At 44.4% G+C, this 22,303-nt stretch carries 22 protein-coding genes; 10 read left to right on the top strand and 12 right to left on the bottom strand.

The features are described 5' to 3' along the window. Positions 1-4: 4 nt before the first annotated feature. Together AYW76_RS06480 and AYW76_RS06475 are read right to left on the bottom strand one after the other, a co-directional pair. The gene (locus tag AYW76_RS06480) at positions 5-775 is read right to left on the bottom strand and encodes a TatD family hydrolase (RefSeq protein WP_067217336.1); all 771 of its coding nucleotides are present in this window, start codon (positions 773-775) and stop codon (positions 5-7) included. 112 nt (positions 776-887) lie between these two features. Then, positions 888-2,441: a phosphoenolpyruvate carboxykinase gene (locus tag AYW76_RS06475; protein ID WP_067217333.1), complete on the bottom strand. Its 1,554-nt coding sequence runs from the start codon at positions 2,439-2,441 to the stop codon at positions 888-890. A 495-nt stretch (positions 2,442-2,936) separates the two neighbouring features. On the opposite strand from AYW76_RS06475, the gene gndA reads away from it, so the two are divergent. Further along, positions 2,937-4,463, top strand: a complete 1,527-nt coding sequence (gene gndA, locus AYW76_RS06470) for an NADP-dependent phosphogluconate dehydrogenase (protein ID WP_067217329.1) — start codon at positions 2,937-2,939, stop codon at positions 4,461-4,463. Between the two features lie 98 nt (positions 4,464-4,561). Here gndA and AYW76_RS06465 read toward each other — a convergent pair whose 3' ends face one another. Further along, complete coding sequence (locus tag AYW76_RS06465; protein ID WP_067030950.1) at positions 4,562-5,290, bottom strand: RNA methyltransferase; 729 nt, start codon at positions 5,288-5,290, stop codon at positions 4,562-4,564. A 250-nt stretch (positions 5,291-5,540) separates the two neighbouring features. Here AYW76_RS06465 and AYW76_RS06460 point away from each other — a divergent pair, with 250 nt between their 5' ends. Beyond that, complete coding sequence (locus tag AYW76_RS06460; protein WP_067030952.1) at positions 5,541-6,332, top strand: inositol monophosphatase family protein; 792 nt, start codon at positions 5,541-5,543, stop codon at positions 6,330-6,332. Positions 6,333-6,402: 70 nt separating this feature from the next. Here the strand turns inward: AYW76_RS06460 and galU are convergent, their stop codons facing one another. Both galU and AYW76_RS06450 read right to left on the bottom strand, forming a co-directional pair. Next, a complete protein-coding gene (gene galU, locus AYW76_RS06455; RefSeq protein WP_067217326.1) occupies positions 6,403-7,233 on the bottom strand; it encodes a UTP--glucose-1-phosphate uridylyltransferase GalU in 831 nt (276 codons plus the stop codon). A 60-nt stretch (positions 7,234-7,293) separates the two neighbouring features. Further along, a complete protein-coding gene (locus AYW76_RS06450; RefSeq protein WP_067217324.1) occupies positions 7,294-8,178 on the bottom strand; it encodes an ArgP/LysG family DNA-binding transcriptional regulator in 885 nt (294 codons plus the stop codon). A gap of 95 nt (positions 8,179-8,273) precedes the next feature. Here AYW76_RS06450 and AYW76_RS06445 point away from each other — a divergent pair, with 95 nt between their 5' ends. Further along, complete coding sequence (locus AYW76_RS06445; protein ID WP_067217321.1) at positions 8,274-8,876, top strand: LysE/ArgO family amino acid transporter; 603 nt, start codon at positions 8,274-8,276, stop codon at positions 8,874-8,876. 79 nt (positions 8,877-8,955) lie between these two features. Here the strand turns inward: AYW76_RS06445 and AYW76_RS06440 are convergent, their stop codons facing one another. The 5 genes from AYW76_RS06440 to betI form a co-directional block, all read right to left on the bottom strand. Continuing rightward, positions 8,956-9,978, bottom strand: coding sequence for an ABC transporter substrate-binding protein (locus AYW76_RS06440; protein ID WP_231872562.1), 1,023 nt, complete (start codon positions 9,976-9,978; stop codon positions 8,956-8,958). An 890-nt stretch (positions 9,979-10,868) separates the two neighbouring features. Beyond that, entirely contained in the window at positions 10,869-12,050 is a 1,182-nt protein-coding gene (choV, locus tag AYW76_RS06435) for a choline ABC transporter ATP-binding protein (protein ID WP_067030964.1), read from the bottom strand. Positions 12,051-12,053: 3 nt separating this feature from the next. After that, complete coding sequence (choW, locus tag AYW76_RS06430; protein ID WP_067030967.1) at positions 12,054-12,899, bottom strand: choline ABC transporter permease subunit; 846 nt, start codon at positions 12,897-12,899, stop codon at positions 12,054-12,056. A gap of 87 nt (positions 12,900-12,986) precedes the next feature. Next, a complete protein-coding gene (locus AYW76_RS06425) occupies positions 12,987-13,916 on the bottom strand; it encodes a choline ABC transporter substrate-binding protein (RefSeq protein WP_067217317.1) in 930 nt (309 codons plus the stop codon). Positions 13,917-14,021: 105 nt separating this feature from the next. Then, on the bottom strand, positions 14,022-14,606 hold the full coding sequence (betI, locus tag AYW76_RS06420; protein ID WP_067217313.1) for a transcriptional regulator BetI: 585 nt from the start codon (positions 14,604-14,606) through the stop codon (positions 14,022-14,024). Between the two features lie 327 nt (positions 14,607-14,933). Here betI and AYW76_RS06415 point away from each other — a divergent pair, with 327 nt between their 5' ends. From AYW76_RS06415 to AYW76_RS06395, 5 genes are read left to right on the top strand one after another with little or no spacing between them, the layout of a single operon-like run. Continuing rightward, a complete protein-coding gene (locus AYW76_RS06415) occupies positions 14,934-16,079 on the top strand; it encodes a MalY/PatB family protein (RefSeq protein ID WP_067217310.1) in 1,146 nt (381 codons plus the stop codon). 56 nt (positions 16,080-16,135) lie between these two features. After that, positions 16,136-16,525, top strand: a complete 390-nt coding sequence (locus tag AYW76_RS06410) for a hypothetical protein (protein ID WP_067217306.1) — start codon at positions 16,136-16,138, stop codon at positions 16,523-16,525. Positions 16,526-16,571: 46 nt separating this feature from the next. Continuing rightward, the gene (locus AYW76_RS06405; RefSeq protein ID WP_067217304.1) at positions 16,572-17,369 is read left to right on the top strand and encodes a sterol desaturase family protein; all 798 of its coding nucleotides are present in this window, start codon (positions 16,572-16,574) and stop codon (positions 17,367-17,369) included. A 9-nt stretch (positions 17,370-17,378) separates the two neighbouring features. Next, on the top strand, positions 17,379-18,041 hold the full coding sequence (locus AYW76_RS06400; protein WP_067217301.1) for a YceH family protein: 663 nt from the start codon (positions 17,379-17,381) through the stop codon (positions 18,039-18,041). Between the two features lie 43 nt (positions 18,042-18,084). Beyond that, positions 18,085-19,137, top strand: coding sequence for a Gfo/Idh/MocA family protein (locus AYW76_RS06395; protein WP_067217297.1), 1,053 nt, complete (start codon positions 18,085-18,087; stop codon positions 19,135-19,137). A gap of 27 nt (positions 19,138-19,164) precedes the next feature. On the opposite strand, the gene AYW76_RS06390 is transcribed toward AYW76_RS06395, so the two are convergent. After that, the gene (locus tag AYW76_RS06390; RefSeq protein WP_067217294.1) at positions 19,165-20,091 is read right to left on the bottom strand and encodes an AEC family transporter; all 927 of its coding nucleotides are present in this window, start codon (positions 20,089-20,091) and stop codon (positions 19,165-19,167) included. A gap of 122 nt (positions 20,092-20,213) precedes the next feature. Here AYW76_RS06390 and AYW76_RS06385 point away from each other — a divergent pair, with 122 nt between their 5' ends. Then, a complete protein-coding gene (locus AYW76_RS06385; protein ID WP_067217291.1) occupies positions 20,214-20,909 on the top strand; it encodes a pirin family protein in 696 nt (231 codons plus the stop codon). A gap of 299 nt (positions 20,910-21,208) precedes the next feature. Next, complete coding sequence (locus tag AYW76_RS06380; RefSeq protein WP_067217288.1) at positions 21,209-21,967, top strand: EAL domain-containing protein; 759 nt, start codon at positions 21,209-21,211, stop codon at positions 21,965-21,967. 59 nt (positions 21,968-22,026) lie between these two features. On the opposite strand, the gene trbK is transcribed toward AYW76_RS06380, so the two are convergent. Beyond that, positions 22,027-22,221 carry an entry exclusion lipoprotein TrbK gene (gene trbK, locus AYW76_RS06375; RefSeq protein ID WP_139084466.1) on the bottom strand — a complete coding sequence of 65 codons (195 nt, stop codon included), beginning with the start codon at positions 22,219-22,221 and terminating at the stop codon, positions 22,027-22,029. Between the last annotated feature and the right edge of the window lie 82 nt (positions 22,222-22,303).

The following is a 22,303-nucleotide window of genomic DNA, read 5'->3' as shown; positions in this document are numbered from 1 at the left end:
TTTGTTATACCTTATGCCAATTTGGCAAAACTCGTTGTAGGTTTGCACTGGTATAGCGAGCAACATCAGCCACACTTTGCTGACGCAGATCAGCAACGACTCGCGCGATATCCACGACCCGCAGCGGTGTATTCACTTGCCCTTGATAGCCACTAACAGGCATATCTGGAGAGTCGGTCTCCAACACGAAATCTTCATCTGCTAACGCTTGCAGAACCCTCTGAGCTTTCTTAGCTCTTGGATAGGTTACTGTCCCACCAATCCCCAGTACAAAACCCAGCTTTTTAAATCGCTTGGCTTGCTCTAAGCTACCGTTAAAAGCATGTACAATGCCTCCTCGACTAAATCGAGCCTGGCGTATCACTTTTAATAGATCATCTTCGCTTTTTCGAGCATGCAAAATAACAGGGAGATGATGCTTCTGGGCTATCTTAAGCTGAGCTAACAACACTTCTTGCTGTAACTCATAATCCGGCATTCTAGGCCATTTATCTAAACCAATTTCACCCACAGCCACCACATCATTGGTCAATAAAGCCGCTTCAAGCTGCTCTAAATGATGATGTTTAAAACTGTCTAAAAAATAAGGGTGTAAACCCAATGCCACGCTAATTTCAGAATGCTGTTTATGTAACGCTACAACACCAGGCCATGACTCAGCCGTAGTGCTCGGTACTATAAAATGAGCGACGCCGACGGATCGACTGGCCACTAACAGCGCAGACAAATCCTTAAAAACAGAAAAATCAAGGTGGCAATGTGTATCGATCAACATGCACAAAGATTACATGAACCGGTCACAAGTCTCTAGCAGGAAGAGCAGTAGGATTGTAAAAAAGCCGCGCAAATTGCGCGGCCTTTTCGTAAAGCTAAAGTAAGATGAGATTTTACAGTTTTGGACCTGCGTTAATGATCTCTTCTGATACCGTTTCAAACTTCTTAAAGTTTTCTATAAACTGAGAGATAAGGCCTTTGGCATGCTCATCATAAGCGGCTTTATCTTCCCAAGTATCACGAGGGTTCAGCAATACAGAATCAACACCTTCAACATGGGTTGGAATGTCGACGTTCAACTGATCCAGATGCACTGTTTCCACATCGGCTAAAGCACCTGACTGGATAGCTGCAATCACAGCACGAGTCGTAGGAATACTGAAACGCTTACCGCCTTTACCGTGTGCACCGCCAGTCCAACCAGTATTTACCAAGTAAACTTTACTGCCGAATTGCTCAATACGCTTCATCAAAAGGTCCGCGTAAACATCTGCGGAACGAGGGAAGAATGGCGCACCAAAACACGTTGAGAACGTTGACTTGATACCACTGCCCGCGCCCATTTCTGTTGAACCTACTAACGCTGTATAACCACTTAAAAAGTGGTACGCCGCCGCTTGCTTGCTCAATACTGACACTGGAGGTAGTACACCCGTTAAATCACACGTTAGGAAGATCACAGAATTCGGCTCGCCTGCACGATTATGCTCAGAGCGTTTATCAACACTTGTCAGCGGGTAACCAGCACGGCCATTTTGAGTAAGTGAGGTATCCGTATAATCTGCCTCACGAGACTCATTCATCACAACGTTTTCTAGAATCGTTCCAAACTTAATCGCTTTCCAGATAACGGGTTCGTTCTTCTCAGAAAGATCGATTGTTTTCGCGTAACAACCGCCTTCAATATTGAAAACCGTACCTTCGCCCCAGCCATGCTCATCATCACCAATAAGGAAACGTGATTCATCAGCAGACAATGTCGTTTTACCTGTACCAGACAAACCGAAGAACAATGTGACATCACCATCAGAGCCAACGTTCGCCGCACAATGCATTGGCAGTACGTCGTGTGCTGGCAACAGATAATTCTGTACAGAGAACATCGCTTTCTTCATTTCACCGGCGTAACGCATACCAGCAATTAGAACTTTACGCTCTTTGAAGTTAAGAATGACACAACCATCGGAATTCGTGCCATCGCGCTCTGGCTGACACTCGAACGTTGGCACGTTCAAAACTTGCCATTCACCCTTATTGGATGGATTGTAAGATTCAGGATTAATAAACAGGTTACGACCAAATAGATGCTGCCAAGCGGTTTCAGTGCGCATTTGAACAGGGATGTAATAATCATCCCCCGCTCCAACATGAACATCAGATAGGTATGATTTTTTAGCGTCTAAATACGCCTCAACGCGGTTCCACAATGGCGCAAATTTATCTTCAGGAAATGGGCGGTTAACCGGCCCCCAGTGAATAGTGCCTTTAGTCGTGTCTTCCTCTACGATGAAACGATCCATCGGAGAACGACCGGTACGCGCACCGGTCTCTACTACTAGAGCACCGGTATCTGCCAGAACACCTTCACCATCCGCAAGCGCATTTTCAACAAGCTGTGCGGTATTCAAATTACGCAGAATTATTTGGTCGTCAGTTCTGTTGTTCATGTTGCTATAGTCCTCTGAACAAAACGGTTACATTATGTTTTAAAATTATTATTTGGGGTAAATCTATAGTAACAAATGAATCTAAAAAAAAATATTGATATAACAAAGTGTTATTTTATTTCACACTGACGAGCACTCCAACCTTACCAAGGCACTGATTAATAAGGTTTAAATCAAGAAAAATCTGAATTTCGAGTATTTTTTAAACTGTAACAATCCTATATTTATGAAATAAAAATACACTAATGTTCTTTTATTACGAGACACTATAGCCGGAAACTATAACCCAGTAGCTCTTGCCGCTTTTTTGTACTAACCACTATTTCGTCATTATTGCTCGAAATTGCACGTATTCTCGACTAAAATGCCCGCCAGAATTATTAACTTCCACAATAATTCAACTTTTAACCTGCCCGTAAATCGGCTTGATAGCCCCAGTTCATGGTAGGATTCTTTCTAACCTTCCCCGTTCGAAACAAAGGTAGACCTAAAGCTATGCAAAACGTGAATCAGAGCTGCAACATCGGATTCGTTGGCCTAGGAGTCATGGGCAAAAACTTAGCCCTAAATCTGGCCGACCACGGTTATCGCGTTGCGGGTTTTGATCTCGACACAGATAAAGTGAAAGACGTTTTAGACACTGAAGCTAAAGAACGTCCGAGCTCCGTCGATGAAGCGAGAATCATTGGTTGTGACAACATTAAGCAAATGCTCGACATGCTAGTCAGCCCACGCGTGATCGTGGTTTTAGTCCCTGCAGGTGATCCTGTTGACGCCGTTTGTCAAAGTTTAATTGAAGCAGGTCTTAACCCTGAAGACATCGTTGTCGATTGTGGCAACAGCCAATGGACTGACACCATTCGTCGAGAAAGCGACTATAAAGACCAATTCAAATTCTTTGGCACAGCGGTATCCGGTGGGGAAGTAGGCGCTCGATTTGGCCCTTCTCTAATGCCAGGTGGCGATGCGGACTCATGGAAATACCTACAACCAATGTGGGAAGCCGTTGCAGCTAAAGTTGACGAGAACGGTAAGCCAATTGAATCACGCACACCAGGTCAGCCAGTCAAAGAAGGCGAGCCATGTACCGCTTATCTCGGCCCAAATGGTGCTGGCCACTTCGTAAAAATGGTTCACAACGGTATCGAATATGCCGATATGCAGCTTATTTGTGAAGCGTACCATTTGCTACGCTCACTTTTAGGCTATGAGCCTGCTGAAATCGGTAAACTGTTTGAGAAATGGAACCAAGGCATTCTTAATAGCTACCTTGTCGAAATTTCTGCCGATATTTTGCAACAGTATGATGACAAAACAGGCGCACCGCTTGTCGATATGATCCTAGACAGTGCCGGTCAAAAAGGTACAGGTCGCTGGACATCGATTAGCGCTACGCAAATGGGCGTTCCTGCCGGCATTATTAGCGAATCAGTGTATGCGCGAGCGTTAAGCACACTAACTGCTGAACGTGAAAAAGCAGCGGGCTTCTTAATTGCCGATGTCGAAACGTCTGAGATTGACGCTGAAGCTGTTGAAGATGCGATTGAAAATGCTCTGTACTGCGCGAAAATCTGTGCTTATGCGCAGGGTTTCCAAATCATGCGTGCAGCACAAACAGAATACGAATGGACACTCAACTTCACCGGTATCGCCAAGATCTGGCGTGGCGGCTGTATCATCCGTGCATCTTTCCTACAAAAGATTGCCGACGCGTTTGATAAGAACCACGACCTAGAAAACTTATTGCTAGATGACTATTTCGCAGATGCGATGGCAGAAAAGCAAAAAGGATTACGTGATGCCGTTGTACTGGCTGCTCAATCCGGCATTCCGACGCCTTCGTTCTACTCTGCGTTAGCGTACTTTGATGGTTACCGCTCAGAAGTGCTACCAGCCAACTTACTGCAAGCACAACGCGACTACTTTGGTGCTCACACTTACGAGCGCATTGACGCCGCCCCTGGTGAGAAATTCCATACTCATTGGCAGCAAGAAGGCCGCCCAGAGACCAAAGTTAAGTAAGCAAATACACAACCTATAAACAAAAAGCCCGCTTAGTGAAAACTAAACGGGCTTTTTAGTCACTCTAATCCAATCTTAAAAAATTATGCTATAACCGATTACTCGCTTTTAGCGCCCTGCTTTTCAACTGCGGTTAGCATGCCGCGCAGCATGCCCACTTCTTGCTGATCAAGCTGCGATCGTTGATATAAGCGTCGGAATCGTGTCATAACTTGTCGCGGGGCTTTGGGGTCTAAAAACTCGATATCCCCCAGCACTTTTTCTAAATGCGTTAGCATATGGTCTAACTGCTCTGAAGTCGCTGCTGGCACATCCCACTTGCTTTCAACGATCGGTCCACCTTGTAAGCTTAGTGCTTTCATACGAAGTTCATAGGCTATCACCTGAACCGCGGCACCTAAATTAAGAGAGCTAAATTCTTCTACCGAAGGGATATGGACATGGTAGTGACAACGCTGCAGCTCTTCATTCGTCAAGCCGCGGTCTTCTCGACCAAAAACAAACGCTGTTTTTAACGTATCGCCGTAGACCAACTCCGCCGCTTGACGAGGATCTACCAACGTTACCGGAATATGACGTTCACGAGCGCTCGTACCAATGACTAACTGACTGTCCGCTAACGCTTCTTCTAAAGTGGCAACAACCTTGGCGTTATCTAAAATATCAGACGCGCCCGACGCTCGGCTAAACGCTTCATCATGGGGAAACAACTTAGGTTCCACTAAGACTAATTCGCTGAGTCCCATATTTTTCATTGCGCGCGCCGCGCCACCAATATTACCGGGGTGAGAAGTGTTCACGAGAACAATTTTAATGTTTTGCTGCATATCTAAGTTATACCAATGGTCAGTGGAGCAATAAGACTTTAATGGTATCAGAGAATTCACCACAACCCAGCATTTGAACAGAATTTAACCATTATTTAACTAGATTAGTGCGGGCAATTGGGCTAGAATTCGCGCCCACAGAAACGCTGCACGAACAGTATTTAGCATCGTTCACGCTCTTTAAAACTTTAACCGCAACGAACTGTCCAAAAGACAGTTGCTGCCCTATTGATTCAATCATTGGTATCCCATGCAACCACGAATTAATGTCGCTCTTAAAGCGGCTCGCGCTGCCGCAGACTTCATCATCCACGCGCAAGAAAAGCTATTGTTCGATAAAGAACAAGGCTCAAACGCGACAGAAGTGTACAGCAATGTCTGTACTGGCGCTGAAAAAACCATCATCCATCATTTAGCAAAAGCTTACCCTGAAGACACGATCAGCACACGCCTTCAAGGCACAGTGCAAGAAGGTAAAGAAGGTGAGTGGGTCATTGATGCAATTCAAGGTCAGCACTTGTTCACACGTAGCCTTTCAGGCTTTGCAATGACAGTTAGTTACCTAGTTGCGGGTAAAGTTGAGCATGCACTGCTAATCAATCCTTCTACGCGTGACGAGTTCTACGCGAGTAAAGGCCGTGGTGCTTACCTAAACAATTCTCGTATGCGTACAGGCGTTTCACGTTCCCTTGAAAACACAACGCTTGGCACTCAATTCCCTAGCACAGAAACCACTATTGCTTTTGCTGCTGGCCAATTCAAAGTACTTGAAGAAATGGCTGGCAAAGGCGCGCGTGTTGTTATGCAAGACTGCCCTGCATTAATGCTAGCAAACGTAGCGGCAGGTCGCTTAGACGCCGCTTGGGGACTTGATCTACGTGACTGGGAAGTACAAGCACCACTGTTTATCGCTAAAGAAGCAGGCTGCCTATTCGCAGGTTTTGACGGTTCTCCAAGCTATGAATCTGGTCACGTATTGTGTGCTAACCCACGCCTATTCAAATACCTACTGCCAACACTGAACAAGCAGCTAGGCTCGTAACCAACCGCCTTGTGGTCACTAAAAAGCCAGCTCAATGAGCTGGCTTTTTTATAGGTAAAATAAATGCAGTTTATTTCGCTTTATAGATATTTTCGTAGCAGTAATTAGTCGCTTCCACGAAACCATCGACACTACCACAGTCAAAACGACGGCCTTTGAATTTATACGCTAAAACACAGCCTTCTTGAGCTTGGCGTAAAATCGCATCCGTTATTTGCACTTCTCCGTTTGCACCCGGTGGTGTTTCTCGGATCTTATCAAAGATATCCGGTGTTAAAATATAGCGACCAATAATCGCTAAATTCGATGGCGCTTCTTCTTTGCTTGGCTTTTCCACCATATCTGTCACGCGAAATAAGCCTTCGCTCATCGATTCACCAGCGATCACACCATACTTGTGTACCTCGTCTTCTGGCACTTCTTGAATGGCAACGATTGAGCAACGGAACTGCTTATGCAGCTTAACCATTTGCGCCATGACGCCGTCGTATTCGCCGCCAAAACATAAGTCATCCGCCAACACGACACCAAAAGCCTCGTCACCAACTAACGACTCTCCGGTAAGGATCGCATGACCCAAGCCTTTCATCTCATGCTGACGAATAAAAGAAAAGTTTACTGTGTCGATTAAATGCCTAATCCCCGTTAAGTATTCCTCTTTTGCCGTCCCTGCAATTTGATGCTCAACCTCATAGCTGATGTCAAAATGATCGGCAATCGCACGCTTACCACGGCCTGTGACAAACGTAATGTTTTCCAATCCAGCTTCTACCGCTTCTTCTACGCCATACTGCACAAGTGGCTTATTGACGATCGGTAGCATCTCCTTTGGCATCGATTTAGTTGCTGGTAAGAAGCGTGTGCCATAGCCTGCAACTGGAAACAAACATTTACGAATCATAATTAGTCCTTATATAACAAACAGGTAGGCAGCCGAAATCTAACCACTTGGCTAACCTCATTAAAGTAATACTGTTCGAGTGACACTTTGAACAACCTTTGTTAAACGCTCTAACACAGGATTACCTAACTCATACCAATGCCAAAATAACGGCACTTCTAGTCGTTGGTTAGGAAAAAGAGAAATAAGCTGGCCACTCGAAAGCTCCTCTTTAATTTGTACACTAGGTATCAAAGCACAGACTGTGCCAGACTTCACTAACGCAACAAAACCGTGGGACGAAGGGTACCAATGACTCTTTCTCGTATCCGCTTCAATCCACAAGCATTCCTGCTGATAACGACGCCAAAGCGCGATGTCGTGCTCATCATAAATCAACGATGGCAACTTAGTCACGGCCGTTTCGTTTATTCCGTTAGGGAAGTGCTTGTTCACAAACTCTGGCGTCGCCACTAGTTCATACGTCATATTTCCCAAAGACACTGACCGTCCACCGCTCACAGGGGCGCCGACGTCACAAACACAGGCCATGACGTCTCCACGCTGCAATAGCTCTCGCGTCTTAGATTGATCCTGAGATTTCACCTGCAGAATCGTAGAATCGACATCAGAGAACTGGCTCAACACGTCAACAAACCAAGTGGCTAGCACATCATTATTTACCGCGATAGACAGAGGCTCTTCACTGCCCGATCCATGAAACAACTCTAATAACCCATCCTCAAGTAACAGTACCTTTTGAATGTGTGTTACCAAATGCTCACCAAGACTCGTCAACCGTATAGGTCGCTCACGAATCAACAATGGCGCACCAAAAGAGTGCTCCAATCGCTTAACCTTTTGCGATACCGCGGATTGAGTCAAGGATAAAGCCTGTGCCGCCGCTTCAAAACTCTGCAATTTAGCGACTTGATAGAAGCAGTATGCTGCTTGATAATCCAACATTAAAATAATTAATCCAGATAAAGTTTAATTAACTCAACTAAACATATTATTCATCATACACTTTAATTCAATTTGATTAACAGTGAAGACATACAATGTTCATTAGCTTTACAACTGGTTTACTTACAGGTGGAAGTTTGATTATTGCGGTAGGAGCCCAAAATGCGTTCCTATTTGAACAAGCTATTAAACGACACTATGGCTGGCTGATGGCTAGCATCTTTATTATTAGCGATGCTCTGTCCATGAGTTTAGGAGCGTTTGGGTTTGGTTATTTGGTACAAAGCCAACCATGGATACTGACAGCTTCAAAATGGGCGGGAGTGGCTTTTCTGCTGTGGTACGCATACACCAAATGGCAAGCAAGCCGGCATGACGAGAGCATTATATTATCGCAATCCAGACAACTAGCGCCGCTGAAAACAGTTTTACTCATGGGGCTTGCTGTAACATGGCTTAATCCACATTTTTATCTAGACACCATGGTGCTAATGGGGAGCTTGTCACTCGCATGGCAAAATTTTCAGTGGAATTTCATCGCCGGGGGGATCTGCGCTTCCATCGTCTGGTTCTTCGGGCTTACATTGATCGGTCGTAGCATGACTCGCTGGGTAGGCAATATCAGGTTTTGGCGTTGGTTCAACCGCCTCAACGCCCTCATTATGATTGTCATCGCGTTTCAAATTGCGACAATCTAAAGATTTGTTTTCACTACATTAAAGCACTGATTAGTGTGTATCAATGCTACTTAAAGACCACACTCTTTGCCAAACTGTATTAGTTTATACCCTTAATCTTAACATTCACATAATCGGCAAAGCGTAATAGCTGGATCGGCGGGTAAAGCTGCATTCTACGGGCTACAGACACATTAATAGCCATTGAGTAACCACTCAGGTCAGCAATAGGCAGACTGCCTGGCTGCGCATTATCCAACAGAATTTTATTGGCCTGATTGGCCGCTAACAACCCCACTCTATAGTACTTATTGGAAACGGAAATCAACGCTGAAGAGTTCGTCACCATCGAGTTGTAAGCACTGGCCACGGGCAAACCATAACGTATAGCCGCTTCCGTAAAGGCATCTTGATTCGCTAGGTTGTAAGAGCTGGAACCAACGTACACAACGTCAATATCTTGTGCGGCCAAAGCAGCCATTTTACGATCGAACTGATTCGGAATAGGTTTACCTTGAGCATCTAATTCATAGGTTTCTTCAACTAAAGAAAACCCCATTTCTAAGGACAGTTCACGCAGTTTTTCTGTGTTCAATACTGAGTTAAGCTCGGCAGATGAATACAGTACTCCTACTCTATAAACTGGAAAATACTCTCGCATGGCATTGATCTGCACCTTTTCACTAATGCGGTTGCGGACCCCTGTCACCGTAGGTCGTCCACTTTCTTCTTTAGACGCAATAATATCGGCACCTAATGGATCAGCAACGAGCATAAACAGCACGGGAATATTCCCCAATTTAGTAGCGCTACCATACTCTTTATAAGTTCCAATCATGGCTTTGCTGACGCTAGTTCCCCACGTAACAACCAAGTCAGGCTCTATTCGTTTAGCTTCTGCAAGAAATTCCGGCAATTTAGACTTATCACGGTTGGCATCACGCACAATGATATTGACCGGCGTCCCCCTGTTTTCCATATAGTCTTTAAAGCCCAGACATGCTTCCTCACATCCTCGCCACACAGCCATATAAACCGTTTTCTGATCCTCAGCAGACGCATTACCAACCATCGCAAAAATAAAACTAATGCTCACACTTACAATATAGAAAACCTGTCTCACGTTTGGATACCTTCTGCACTTTCACAACAACTTTTCGGACTCGCTTAGTTAAGCGCAATAAAATCAGCCAAACGGTGGTCACTAACCTTAAAAGCCCCTCAAAAAATGCCTTCATTTCTTAAGTTTCGAACAAAAATCTAACTCACCTCTTACTAAAAGAATTATATTAAACCAAACACATTAAAACCATTTTATTTACACTAAAGGCAACAATGAGTACAAAAATGACACTCCTATTTATCGAAAACTGTCTGCTAAAAAATCCCCAACTAACGGCTAAACATGATTCGGATTCTAGGCTTGGACTTTGATAGTGTAGACGTCCTAGAACTCAAGCCACCATTCCAGTACGACAAACGATTATTACTTGTATAATGAGCAGTGCAAGTTAGCTCAGCTTAAGATTTAAAAGGCAACATTGAGTGTTTAAGGACAAGCAAAATGATTCCAAATTACCAACAAATCATGCAGCCGCTGCTACAACAACCGCCCTATCCCACGGTTTTCAATGTGGGTCAAATCAGCTTGGTAATAATGTCAGTTTCGGTGAGATTGGCTTTGTTGATTCCGTGAGACATAGAGGCATCCTTAACGATCAATATTGATCGATAATAGCGCACTTCTTTAGCCCTTCAGATACGAAATACTATGCGACCTTGGATTCCAAGAAAAAGCCCTTAGCACATGTGTGCTAAGGGCTTCAGTTTGTTTCAACTTGTGTGATGCTTAATAACGTTGGGGCTCGTTAAGAATAAGTGGATCCATCAAGACAAAGAAATACCCCTTCCCCTACAGAATTCAGTCGAATAAAGCGTCACGTTTGCTTTATTCGACTAGATACTCTTTATCCTGATTTCACCAAAACCGTTTTGATTTCACGAATACAATAATTAGGAAGCGCGACTAAAGTGCTTACCTAATAGAGCATGATAGAACTGATGATCACCCAACACTCCGACACACTGACCATTATCTTGCAAAACGATCGGTTGCTTGGTTTGGTAGCGAATTTCAACGGCATCGCGCATGGAAATATCGACAGGTGCAACAACGATTGTATTTTCAGGCATATTCTCTATGTCCATGCTGTCATCCCATTTACTCAGCGCAATATTCTGACCATGAGACAAGGCTTCTTTTAGGACGCCTGCTTGGATATTAAGGGATAGATGCTCACTCACTCGATACAAGTCATCTAACTGCGCCACTTGATCCAGCGGCGTCATCAATGCTGTACCACGCAAGACATTAAGCGGGTTCGTGTGTGCTACAAACTTTTCTACGTATTCCGTAGCGGGGTTCAGAACAATCTGTTCTGGCACATCTTCTTGAATGATTCGAGCTGATTCCATGATGGCAATTTTAGAACCGATTTTTAATGCTTCATCCAGATCATGACTCACGAAGATGATGGTTTTCTTTAAGCGCTTTTGTAGCTCAATCAATTCATCTTGCAATTGCGAGCGAATCAATGGGTCCAGTGCCGAGAATGGCTCATCCATTAGCAGGATGTCAGAATCCATAACGAACGCTCGAGCCAAGCCAACTCGCTGACGCATACCACCGGACAGTTCATCTGGCTTCTTATCGCGCCAGTCGTACAGACCTACCATCTTCAGCTGTTTGTTAGCACGCTCTTCACGCTCTTTCTTGCCCATGCCCTGCATTTCTAAACCAAATGCCACGTTTTCAAGCACGGTCATCCAAGGCATTAAAGCGAAGCTTTGGAATACCATTGAAACTCGATTGGTACGCATATGACGCAGTGTGTTTTCATCACATTTCGCCATATCAACCATACGTTCACCGTCTTTCACCAAGCAGCGACCACGCGCCACTTTATTCAAGCCGTTTACAGCACGCAGCAGTGTCGATTTGCCCGACCCAGACAGCCCCATCAGGACACAAATTTCACCTTCTTCTACTGAAATCGTCGCATCTTGAACCCCGACGACATCGCCCGTTCGCGCTAAAATTTCAGAGCGGCTCATTCCTTTATCAAGCAGTCGTAATGATTCAAGTTTCTGGTTACCAAAAACGATGTCTAAATTTTCAATTTGAACCATTGGCATAACTTAGCCCTCCGCTTTTGAAGATGGTGTTTTACAGATACGATCAAGCATGATGGCAACCAATACAATGGCCACACCCGCTTCAAAGCCTTGCGAAATGTTTACCGTATTCAATGCACGTATAACCGGTTTACCAAGACCGTCAGCGCCTACTAATGCTGCGATGACCACCATAGATAAAGACAGCATGATACATTGAGTGACCCCGGCCATGATGCTCGGCATCGCCGCTGGTAATTCTACTTTGTACAACAGTTTTGCTTTCGTACAACCAAAAGCTAGACCGGCTTCGCGTAGCTCGTTAGGTACTTTGCTGATACCAAGATAGGTCAGACGAATTGGCGCGGCGATGGCAAATATAATGGTGGAAATCAGACCCGGCACATAACCTAGTCCAAATAGAATCAAGGTTGGAATCAGATAAACAAACGTCGGGATCGTCTGCATCAAATCCAAAACCGGACGCAATACGGTGTACAACATTGGACGGTGTGCGGCAGCAATACCAATCGGTACACCGACCAAGACACTAATAGTCGTGGCTGTGATTACCAACACTAGCGTTTGTAAGGTTTCTTGCCAGTAGCCTAGATTCATAATCAACATGAACGACGCGGCAACGAATATCATGATCCCAAGACTACGATGTAACCACCAAACTAGGGCTAACACACAGGCCACGACGGCGAATGGATTCATCCATTCTAGGCCATCCACCATGCTAAAAATCAGGGTTTCTAAAGTAACGGAAATAAAATCGAAAAAGAACGAAGCAACATCAATCAACCAATTTACAAAGGTCTCCATGGTATCGCCGAGTGGAATTTTGTGCTCTGTTAGCCAATTCATATGAGGGTCTCCAAACAACTTTCATCTTGCAGTAAGCGCCGCTTAACACGGCGCTTACTTGATCATTTAAAAACGAAGGTTGCTTCGTTATAGACCCAGAGAGCTTTTTACAGCTGCGACGCCATTGTCACCAGACGTTGTTTGCACACCGTCTAACCAGGTATCCAAGACCGCTGGATTGGCTTTTAGCCATTTCTGAGCAGCGATTTCTGGCTTATCACCATCATCGAGAATCGCACCCATCACCTCATTCTCCATTTGTAGGGAGAAATTTAGATTGGTTAGTAGCTTGCCTACATTTGGACATTCTTGAAGGTAGCCTTTACGTACGTTGGTATGTACGTTAGCGCCACCATAGTTAGGACCGAAGAAGTCATCACCACCTTCTAGATACGCCATGTCGAAGTTAGCGTTCATTGGGTGTGGTTCCCAACCTAGGAAGACAATCCATTTATCACGGCGAGCATTACGACTCACCTGAGACAGCATGCCAGCCTCGCTTGACTCGACAAGCTGGAAGTCGCCCATGCCGAAAGCATTTTGGTCAATCATATCTTGGATTAGGCGGTTACCATCGTTGCCTGGCTCAATACCGTAAATACGGCCGCTGAACTCACGTGCGTGTTTCGCGATATCAGCAAAGCTTTTAACGCCACCATCATAAGCGGCTTGGCTCACTGCTAGCGTGTATTTCGCACCGGTTAAGTTTGGCCCTAAGTCTTCAACCGTACCCGCTTTGAGGTACGGTGCGATATCCGCTTCCATCGTTGGCATCCAGTTGCCTAGGAAGATGTCGATATCATCATTGGCAAGAGATGTGTACGTAACCGGAACAGATAGAAGCTGTGTTTTAGTTGAGTAACCTAAACCTTCTAATACCGTCGACGTGATCGCAGTCGTGGCGGTGATATCTGTCCAACCTACATCAGAGAAACGAACGGTAGAACAATCTGCAGCAGCAAATGTGGATGCACCCGCGATGCATACAGCAAGTGTAGTGTGTTTCAAATTCAACATAATCTATCTCCTATGGATACATTGTTAGAGCGCAACAAAGGCCTCTCTAAATATAAAAAATCGATTCACACCCTACCAAGTTCCCCATCCTTGGGGGCTTGCTCGTTACGGTTGTTTCAACACGAATGAAATGTATTCATTAATCATGTTTGCTGCATGCTGACTGTCTATGCCACCGGCTAGGGAGCCGCGTAACCACATACCATCAATCATCGCAGCGACCGTGAAGGCAATCTCTCGTGCACGCTCTTTCTCAAAGCGTTCACGAAACACAACCACCAAACAGCTCAGTAAGCGACGTGAATATACATTTTGTAATCTATACAGCGCTGGCTTATGCATAGCCGATGCCCAAAACCCCATCCACGTTTTAACCACTTGTGGTCGTGTCTGAGATTGGCTAATACTGGCTCTTACAATCGCCATCGCCTTTTCGAAAATATCACCATCACGAGTTAGATATAACTCGCTGTGTAACACTTCAAAAAACTCTTTAATCAGGCTACGCATCGTTTCTTCGAGCAAACCATCTTTACCACCGAAGTAGTGATTGATGATGGCGGGTGAAACACCTGCCTTTTTGCTGATTACGCTCACCGTCGCGCCAGGAAAACCGTGTTCATCAATAGCTGATATGGTTGCTTCAATAAGTTGCGGTTTTCTGATTTCTGGCATTCCAACTTTTGGCATTTGGATCCCTTTTTGTTAAACAACCATTTAATAAAAACTATAGTAGTCACTTTGCTCAGGGATGGTCAACCCTTAATAGCTCTAAATAGTTCATGTTACGCTTGCACAATAGCTGCTAAGTCTTGAGCGACAAGGCATTGCGGCCTAAAAAAAATTTTAAAATTTTTCCTTGACCCTTATCAGGGTCAACGCAACGCTTGAACTTCAACAACATAATTTATCCAAAAGCGTCATACACAACGAATTTAGTGTTTCTACTTCTTTAGGTTGTGGCAGTATGAAAATTGACACTGGATGAACAACACAACTACCACACAAGGAGTTTATATGAGTCAGGCGCCTCAGTTCGATGAAATTATCGACAGAAGCAACCATAACAGTGACAAATGGAGCAAATATCCTTCTGATGTCATCCCTATGTGGATTGCTGATATGGACTTCGATGCACCTAGTTGTGTAAAGGATGCATTAACAGATCGAGTTCAAGAAGGTGTCTTCGGCTATACCCATACGCCAACATCACTGGTCAAAGCCATTCAAGAGCACTGCCTTAAGCACTACAACTGGCAACCAGCTACTGCCCACTTAATACACTTACCAGGCCTCGTATGCGCACTGCATTTGTGCGTTAGAGCCTTGACCGAGGAAGGTGATCGCATCATTGTGCCCAGCCCAGTGTATTATCACCTCACCAAAGCACCTGAAATGTCTGAACGATCGCTAGACAAAATACCTTTCGTACTCAAAGGAAATCGCTGGTCTGTCGATTTGGGGAGTTTGGAAGAATCATGCAAAAAAGCAGACGCAAAGATGCTGCTTTTATGTAACCCGCATAATCCTGGGGCCACGGTATACACTCAAGAAGAACTGCTTGCGATTCACTCAATCGCTCAACGCCATGATTTATTAGTCGTTTCTGACGAAATTCATTGTGATTTAATCTTATCAGATGCGAAACACATCCCGTTCGCCAGCTTGAACGAAGACGCAGCACAGCGCAGTGTTATCTTAATGGCTCCGTCAAAAACGTTTAACATTGCAGGGCTTTGCTATGCCTTCGCTGTTATTGCTAATCCCACTCTGCGTCAATGCTTCAAAAAAGCGCGTGAAGCCCTCATTCCTGCACCAAACTTGTTAGCCTTGGTTGCAGCCGAAGCCGCCTATAAGGACGGCGCAGCTTGGCACGACGCCTTATTAAGCTATTTAAAAGGTAATCGCGACTATCTGCGAGAAAGGATTCAAGGTAGCCAAATCAAAATGGCTGATCATGATGCGACCTATTTAGCATGGCTCGACGTACGCGAATATGACCTTGAAGACCCACATAATTTCTTTTTAAAAGCTGGTGTTGGTATTTCTGATGGATCAGGCTTTGGCGCACCTGGGTTTATTCGCCTAAACTTTGGTTGTTCAAGATCACAATTAGAACAAGCCATGAACCGTATTTTGATTGCTTTGGAATCTGTGTCGTAACTTTTATTAGTAAGTCGTCAACGTACGCCATGACCTTTATCTTGTAGGAGGTTCGTATGTTGACGACCTTAAAGGAACGCGCACTAGAAAGTCTTAGCCAAACCCCGTCACTTGAAGTAAGCACGCACTTAGACACACTAAGTGAATTGATTTTTGCGATTGCACCGACCGCGACAACACTCTCAGAGAAGGGCTTTGAAGTCTTTTACCTGTTGGAAGACTGGGCTTTTGCTCTGGTTCCTCACCAACATAATCTCAGCCTTTACCATGCCAGCGACTTAGACATATCGAGCTTTTGTGAACGCTTAAAGAACGTCCACCTTGGTGATCATTGCATCTTGTTTGATGATTTAGACAGCGTAAACTTGAATGTGCTGGTGGAACTTTTAGCACTATTAAAAGTCGATATGGTGAGAAAACATCAACTAGATCAAGCACTCCATTAATAAAAGTAGTGTAGACTAGCCCTATCGACCGTTTTGACGGATAGGCATGATTGATTATCAACTGCGTATATTGTTATTTCTACTGTTTGTCTCAGCACTGCTGAGCTGGCAGTATTTTGTACCTCGTAAAGCCTTATCACTCTGGCGAATACGCTGGCGACACAACCTAGGGCTGCTGCTTATAGACGCCCTACTTGTTCGTTTTCTGCAGCCATTGCTTTTAGTCGGTATTGCACTTTTACCTACTGCTTCTTTCGCCCCTCTTCAATACCTTCCTAGTAGCCTTAGTTTTATCGCATCACTTGTTCTGTTAGATCTTTTAATTTATTGGCAACATCGTTTGTTCCATTATGTACCTTGGTTATGGTGTTTGCATCGAGTGCATCACAGCGACCCTGAACTGGACACAACGTCCGCGGTTCGCTTCCATCCATTAGAAATAGCGCTTTCGTTAGTCATTAAAGCACTCGCGATTTGGATGTTGGGTATTTCTGCTGCCGCCATACTGGTATTTGATATTCTTCTAAACAGCTTGGCGATGTTCAATCATACCAATGTTCGCCTAGGTAAAAGACTGGAACCGCTGGTAAGAAGCCTTGTTGTGACCCCTAATATGCACCGTATTCATCACTCTCGGATCCCCTTAGAAGCCAACAGCAACTTCGGTTTTTGTTTAAGTATTTGGGACCGTTTGTTTAAAAGTTATATTGCACGCAGCCAATCCGGAGACCATCACCTCAACATTGGATTACCTCAAACTGCACGCTACGCTCCTGCCAGCTTTATAGAATTGCTTAAAATGCCCTTTTCCTTAATCCTTAAAGGGAAGGACAATCCGCCATAGGAGATTGACATGTCGTATTACACATTAACCGCTAAGGAAGCACGTATCATTGGTTGTTTGATCGAAAAATCGATTGTTACACCCGATCACTACCCCATGAGTATTAATGCGCTAACAAATGCCTGCAATCAAAAGTCCAGCCGTGACCCTGTTCTGGAATACACCGACTTTGAAGTGCAAGATGGTATTGATGCGCTCGTCGCAAGAAGCTTAGTCACAGAAATATTTCATCACGGTAGTCGCGTTGCAAAGTACCAACATCGATTCTGTAACACGGAGTTTTCTGATTTACAGTTTGATGCTGGGGAAACAGCCGTCATTTGTTTGCTGTTGCTACGCGGGCCTCAAACACCTGGAGAACTTCGTTCTCGAAGTGGACGCTTACATACGTTTAAAGGTGTACCAGAAGTAGAGCACGCTTTAGCAAACCTTAAAGAGAAAACTGGTGGCCCTTTTGTTGAGCTGTTACCTCGAGAGCCTGGTAAACGAGATGCTCGCTACCAAGAGCTATTCTGCAGTGAAAGTAACATCACTGAAACTCATGCTGCAGCAAACGCTTCCGAATTGAACGCGCCACCAAGTGACTTACAAGATAGAATAGATGCGTTAGAACAAACTGTCGCCGATTTATCCGAGCGACTCGCTGCGTTAGAAGCTCAGACTGGACTATAATGCACTATTACTTTTCACTTACTTATCCACTTAGGAGCCTCCCATGAATGAAGTACGCTGGGGAATTATCGGAACCGGAGTCATTGCACAGTCTTTTGCAGCAGACTTTGAGTACGCTAAAACAGGTACCCTGCGCGCCGTTGCTTCGCGCTCGAAAGAGGCCGCAGACGCGTTTTCGGAGCGCTATAACATTGAGCTGTCCATGGTGGATTACTACTCTTTGATTAATAGCCATGAAGTCGATGTTATTTACATCGGAGTGCCTAATCACCTGCATTATGAACTCACCAAAGCGTGTATCCTAGCAGGCAAACATGTTTTGTGTGAAAAGCCATTTGCTCTTAACCAAACACAAGCGGCTGAGCTGTTTGAACTGGCTAAAAAGCATGATGTCTTTGTGATGGAAGCCATGTGGACACGTTTTAACCCGACCATTGATCAAGCACTAGAATGGGTTGAAGAAGGCGAAATTGGCCCACTACAAAGCATTCAAGCCAGCTTCTGTTTTGTTGGCTCTAAAGATCCTGAAAACCGATTGCTGAATCGTGAATTAGGCGGTGGTGCGTTATTGGATGTGGGGATTTACCCTATCTTTCTGGCGCAACTGTTCTTTGGTAAGCCTGATTTTATTCAGAACCAAGCGTTGGTTGGAGACACAGATGTGGATGTGTTTGAGCAATTATTACTCGGTTGGGATTCTGGTCAGCTAGCGTCATTAGAAGCCTCTATTATTAGTCAGCAGCCAAACCGTGCCGTGTTATCGGGAAGTAACGGCTACATTGAATTTGGCAATAACTGGTATGAAACAAAATCGCTGACTTTGGTAAAACATGAGGGTGCCGAGCGCTCCGTAGAGTTCGACTTTCCAGGGATGGGGTATCAATTTGAAATAGAAGAGGTGAACCGCTGTATTGAAGAGGGATTAAACCAAAGCCCAAATCACAGCTGGCAGGACACCCTTAATTTACTTGCGAGCATGGACGAAATTCGTGAAGACATTGGCGTCTTCTACCCAAATGAGCCAGAGCCATGTGACTGTGGCCATGATCACGACATCGAAGAGCATCATCACGAACATGGCCACCACAAACACTGATCTTCAGTGTGTTTGTTAACCCTTGCCTTAGCCCAACAAACGATGGGCTAAGGCAATACTTAATGGCACTGTTACTAATGACATGGCCGTTTGCAGAGTAATAAAGGCGGCCATTCTGTCTGCATCCCCCCCCAATTGTTTTGCTAACGCATAAGCAGACGTCGCCGTTGGCACGATGCCAAATAACAATGCGACATAGGCTGGTAAGCCGCTGATCCCAAGCCACCCACACATCACTAATACCACCCCAGGAAAGATTAAGAAACGGCCAAATGCTGATACCCAAAACGTCGCACCAACCGCTCTAATAGTCGTTAATCTAACGCCCGCTCCCACTGCCAGTAGAACTAATGGAAGTGTCGCCTGAGCCAGCATTTGCGCCATATCTGATGCAATAGGAATCGGAGTAAGCCCCATAGCATTTAAACCAAGCCCTAATACAATGGCCATAATGAGAGGGTTCTTAAGCAACTCCTTCGAAATGAGTTTAAGCAGTGACTGCTGACGTTGACCATGCATAGACACCATAGTGACAACTAAAAACACATTTACGGATGGAATCAACACGGCAGCACCTAATGCCGCGTACACTAAGCCTTCAGCACCATAGACCCTTTCTGCTAATGCTAACGTGATAAACGTATTGAAGCGCACCGACGCTTGTAGCATGGATGTCGCTGTTGGATTAGGCACGTGTAACAATCGGGCCAATAGCATGATGATCGCCGCCGTTACCAGCAGCGCACTGACCAGCACCAGTCCGTAACGCCCCAACATAGGGTTCGAAAAATCGATAACGCTGGTTTTAGAAAACAATAAGGCCGGGAACAAACACCAATACACTAACTTATCAACACCCTGCCAAAAACCATCAAATGGAAAGCGTCGACGCTGAAGTAATACGCCCATCACTAACAATAAGAAAACAGGCAAAATTGCCTCAAATAACGCCATCACTACCTCTTAATATCTATTAAACTGATGAATATTCTCTAAATATTGCGTTTTAAATTTATTTTTTCGATAGATAAACTATCACTATACGCTCTCATGAGCTTCAAAATTAGGAGTCTATTATGATCACTGTACGCCCTGCTAGTGAACGAGGCCAAGCAGACTTTGGTTGGCTGAACAGTTTCCACACCTTCTCTTTTGGTCACTATTATGATCCAAGCCATATGGGGTTTTCATCGTTGAGGGTCATTAACGATGATACAGTTCAACCTAATATGGGCTTTGAAAGACATGGACACAAGGATATGGAAATCATCAGTTTAGTCACTCAAGGTACGATTGCTCACAAAGACAGTACCGGCAATATTCGGGAGCTACCTGCTGGAGAGTTTCAGTTAATGTCTGCGGGATCAGGTATCTTCCACAGTGAGTTTAACGCTTCCCACACCGAAGATCTGAAATTTCTTCAAATTTGGATTCAACCCAATACGTTTGGAGGCAAGCCAAGCTATCAGCAAAAAGGCTTTGGTGAGTCAGAGGGCTTTACCGCCATTATCTCGCCAGATGGCGATCATGGTATCTTACAAATCAAGCAAGATATGTCACTGGTTCAATTGGTACTGAATACATCCGAAGAAGCACATTGGCCAACCGTCAAAGGCCGCCGATACTATATTCATGTTGTGGAAGGTCAGGCACGCATTAATAATGACCTACTGCTACATCAAGGGGACGGCGCTAAAATCGAAGAGCTTGATGAGATTCGCTTCCATAAGCACTCTGATCGGTTCAAAGCGATGATATTTGATCTTCCATAGCGCAGACTTAAGTAAACAGCCGAAACATCTTCATTGGCAAAAAAATCAAATGATACCTTCGCTCTAAAGAGTTTTACTTGTCGTTTGAAAAATATGAGAAGATGAAAAATCGACTTTTTGAGTCTACTTTTAAGATTATCACGGGGATTTAATGACCTCTGCCCTGTCTCCTCGTTTAACATGATACGAATAATGACACACAGACTCTAATACATCCTTGAGACTTGTTTCACATCACTTGTAATAAATGGCATAAAATATATGCTTCGACATACCATAAAAGAAAGGGAAAATAGTCCATGCAACCAATTGATTTCAAAGACTTAGGGTGCAAAGAATGCGCTAGAGGCTGTGATTTAGGCTTTGATTTCAGCATGGCGTTACAACCTATTATTGATATTGAATCGCGCACCATCTTCGCACAAGAAGCCCTCGCTCGAGGCCTGAATGGGGAAAGCGCTGCGGAAGTATTTAAGCATGTCAATGAGACTAACCTTTATCGCTTTGATCAAAGTTGTCGAGTTAAAGCCATTCGTTTGGCTGCAGAACTTAATGTGGACTCCTATTTAAGTATTAACTTTTTACCCAATGCTATTTATCGTCCGGAGCTTTGTATTCGCACCACTTTGGCTGCGGCTGAAACGTATGCTTTTGACAAGACCAAAATTATTTTTGAGTTCACTGAAAATGAACGCATTGTGGACCAAAAGCACCTAATTAATATTATCAGCCACTACGAAAAAGTTGGCTTTCAAACAGCCATCGATGACTTTGGCTCAGGCTATAACGGCTTAGCCCAACTGGCGGACTTGAAGACCCAAATAACTAAAATCGATATGGAGTTGATTCGTAATATTGATAAAGATCCTGCTCGGGAAATTATCGTGCGAAATATGGTCAAGATGCTGACAGAGTTAGGTCAAAGAGTCATTGCAGAAGGGATTGAAACAGACGCAGAATACCGTACTCTTCGAGATATGGGCATCACTTTGTATCAAGGATTTTACTTCGCTAAACCCGCTTTTGAGTCTTTGGCTGATGTCCACTGGCCAGACTAAAACGCCTGTATTCGGTTAACGAAACAGGCGCTTTTAAATTATAATAAAAAGGGACTCTATCAGCTGTTTAGTTTGTAAATGCCTTCACGCTGACACTCACCAGACAGCTGCCACATCATATGTTCATCTGTAATTTGGCGTAAGTTTTCCGACTTGCAGTTCTCAACATTTGCCTCAAATGCGTTGCCAGAATCAGGTGATAGAATAACTAAAAATGCAACCGCTAACACGCCTGCCATATATACGTACTTCATAACTCCATTCCCTTTACATACAGCGATTTATAAACAGTACACTACTTCGTTAACCAGCTAAATCGTTAACAAAACTGATTTA

It is taken from the genome of Marinomonas gallaica (assembly GCF_001639745.1).
GTDB classification, from domain to species: domain Bacteria; phylum Pseudomonadota; class Gammaproteobacteria; order Pseudomonadales; family Marinomonadaceae; genus Marinomonas; species Marinomonas gallaica.
The sequence above is the reverse complement of the archived record's forward strand: the minus strand, read 5'-3'. Positions and strand labels throughout refer to the sequence as shown.

Bases quoted from the DNA above. Each gene is read 5' to 3' on its own strand.
- AYW76_RS06480 (WP_067217336.1), bottom strand. From the start codon at position 775: ATGTTGATCGATACACATTGCCACCTTGATTTTTCTGTTTTTAAGGAT.
- AYW76_RS06425 (WP_067217317.1), bottom strand. From the start codon at position 13,916: ATGTTGAATTTGAAACACACTACACTTGCTGTATGCATCGCGGGTGCA.
- galU (WP_067217326.1), bottom strand. From the start codon at position 7,233: ATGATTCGTAAATGTTTGTTTCCAGTTGCAGGCTATGGCACACGCTTC.
- AYW76_RS06405 (WP_067217304.1), top strand. From the start codon at position 16,572: ATGATTGATTATCAACTGCGTATATTGTTATTTCTACTGTTTGTCTCA.
- AYW76_RS06460 (WP_067030952.1), top strand. From the start codon at position 5,541: ATGCAACCACGAATTAATGTCGCTCTTAAAGCGGCTCGCGCTGCCGCA.
- AYW76_RS06400 (WP_067217301.1), top strand. From the start codon at position 17,379: ATGTCGTATTACACATTAACCGCTAAGGAAGCACGTATCATTGGTTGT.
- AYW76_RS06410 (WP_067217306.1), top strand. From the start codon at position 16,136: ATGTTGACGACCTTAAAGGAACGCGCACTAGAAAGTCTTAGCCAAACC.
- AYW76_RS06465 (WP_067030950.1), bottom strand. From the start codon at position 5,290: ATGCAGCAAAACATTAAAATTGTTCTCGTGAACACTTCTCACCCCGGT.
- AYW76_RS06450 (WP_067217324.1), bottom strand. From the start codon at position 8,178: ATGTTGGATTATCAAGCAGCATACTGCTTCTATCAAGTCGCTAAATTG.
- choW (WP_067030967.1), bottom strand. From the start codon at position 12,899: ATGAATTGGCTAACAGAGCACAAAATTCCACTCGGCGATACCATGGAG.
- AYW76_RS06380 (WP_067217288.1), top strand. From the start codon at position 21,209: ATGCAACCAATTGATTTCAAAGACTTAGGGTGCAAAGAATGCGCTAGA.
- AYW76_RS06415 (WP_067217310.1), top strand. From the start codon at position 14,934: ATGAGTCAGGCGCCTCAGTTCGATGAAATTATCGACAGAAGCAACCAT.
- gndA (WP_067217329.1), top strand. From the start codon at position 2,937: ATGCAAAACGTGAATCAGAGCTGCAACATCGGATTCGTTGGCCTAGGA.
- AYW76_RS06475 (WP_067217333.1), bottom strand. From the start codon at position 2,441: ATGAACAACAGAACTGACGACCAAATAATTCTGCGTAATTTGAATACC.
- trbK (WP_139084466.1), bottom strand. From the start codon at position 22,221: ATGAAGTACGTATATATGGCAGGCGTGTTAGCGGTTGCATTTTTAGTT.
- AYW76_RS06385 (WP_067217291.1), top strand. From the start codon at position 20,214: ATGATCACTGTACGCCCTGCTAGTGAACGAGGCCAAGCAGACTTTGGT.
- choV (WP_067030964.1), bottom strand. From the start codon at position 12,050: ATGCCAATGGTTCAAATTGAAAATTTAGACATCGTTTTTGGTAACCAG.
- AYW76_RS06390 (WP_067217294.1), bottom strand. From the start codon at position 20,091: ATGGCGTTATTTGAGGCAATTTTGCCTGTTTTCTTATTGTTAGTGATG.
- AYW76_RS06445 (WP_067217321.1), top strand. From the start codon at position 8,274: ATGTTCATTAGCTTTACAACTGGTTTACTTACAGGTGGAAGTTTGATT.
- AYW76_RS06395 (WP_067217297.1), top strand. From the start codon at position 18,085: ATGAATGAAGTACGCTGGGGAATTATCGGAACCGGAGTCATTGCACAG.
- betI (WP_067217313.1), bottom strand. From the start codon at position 14,606: ATGCCAAAAGTTGGAATGCCAGAAATCAGAAAACCGCAACTTATTGAA.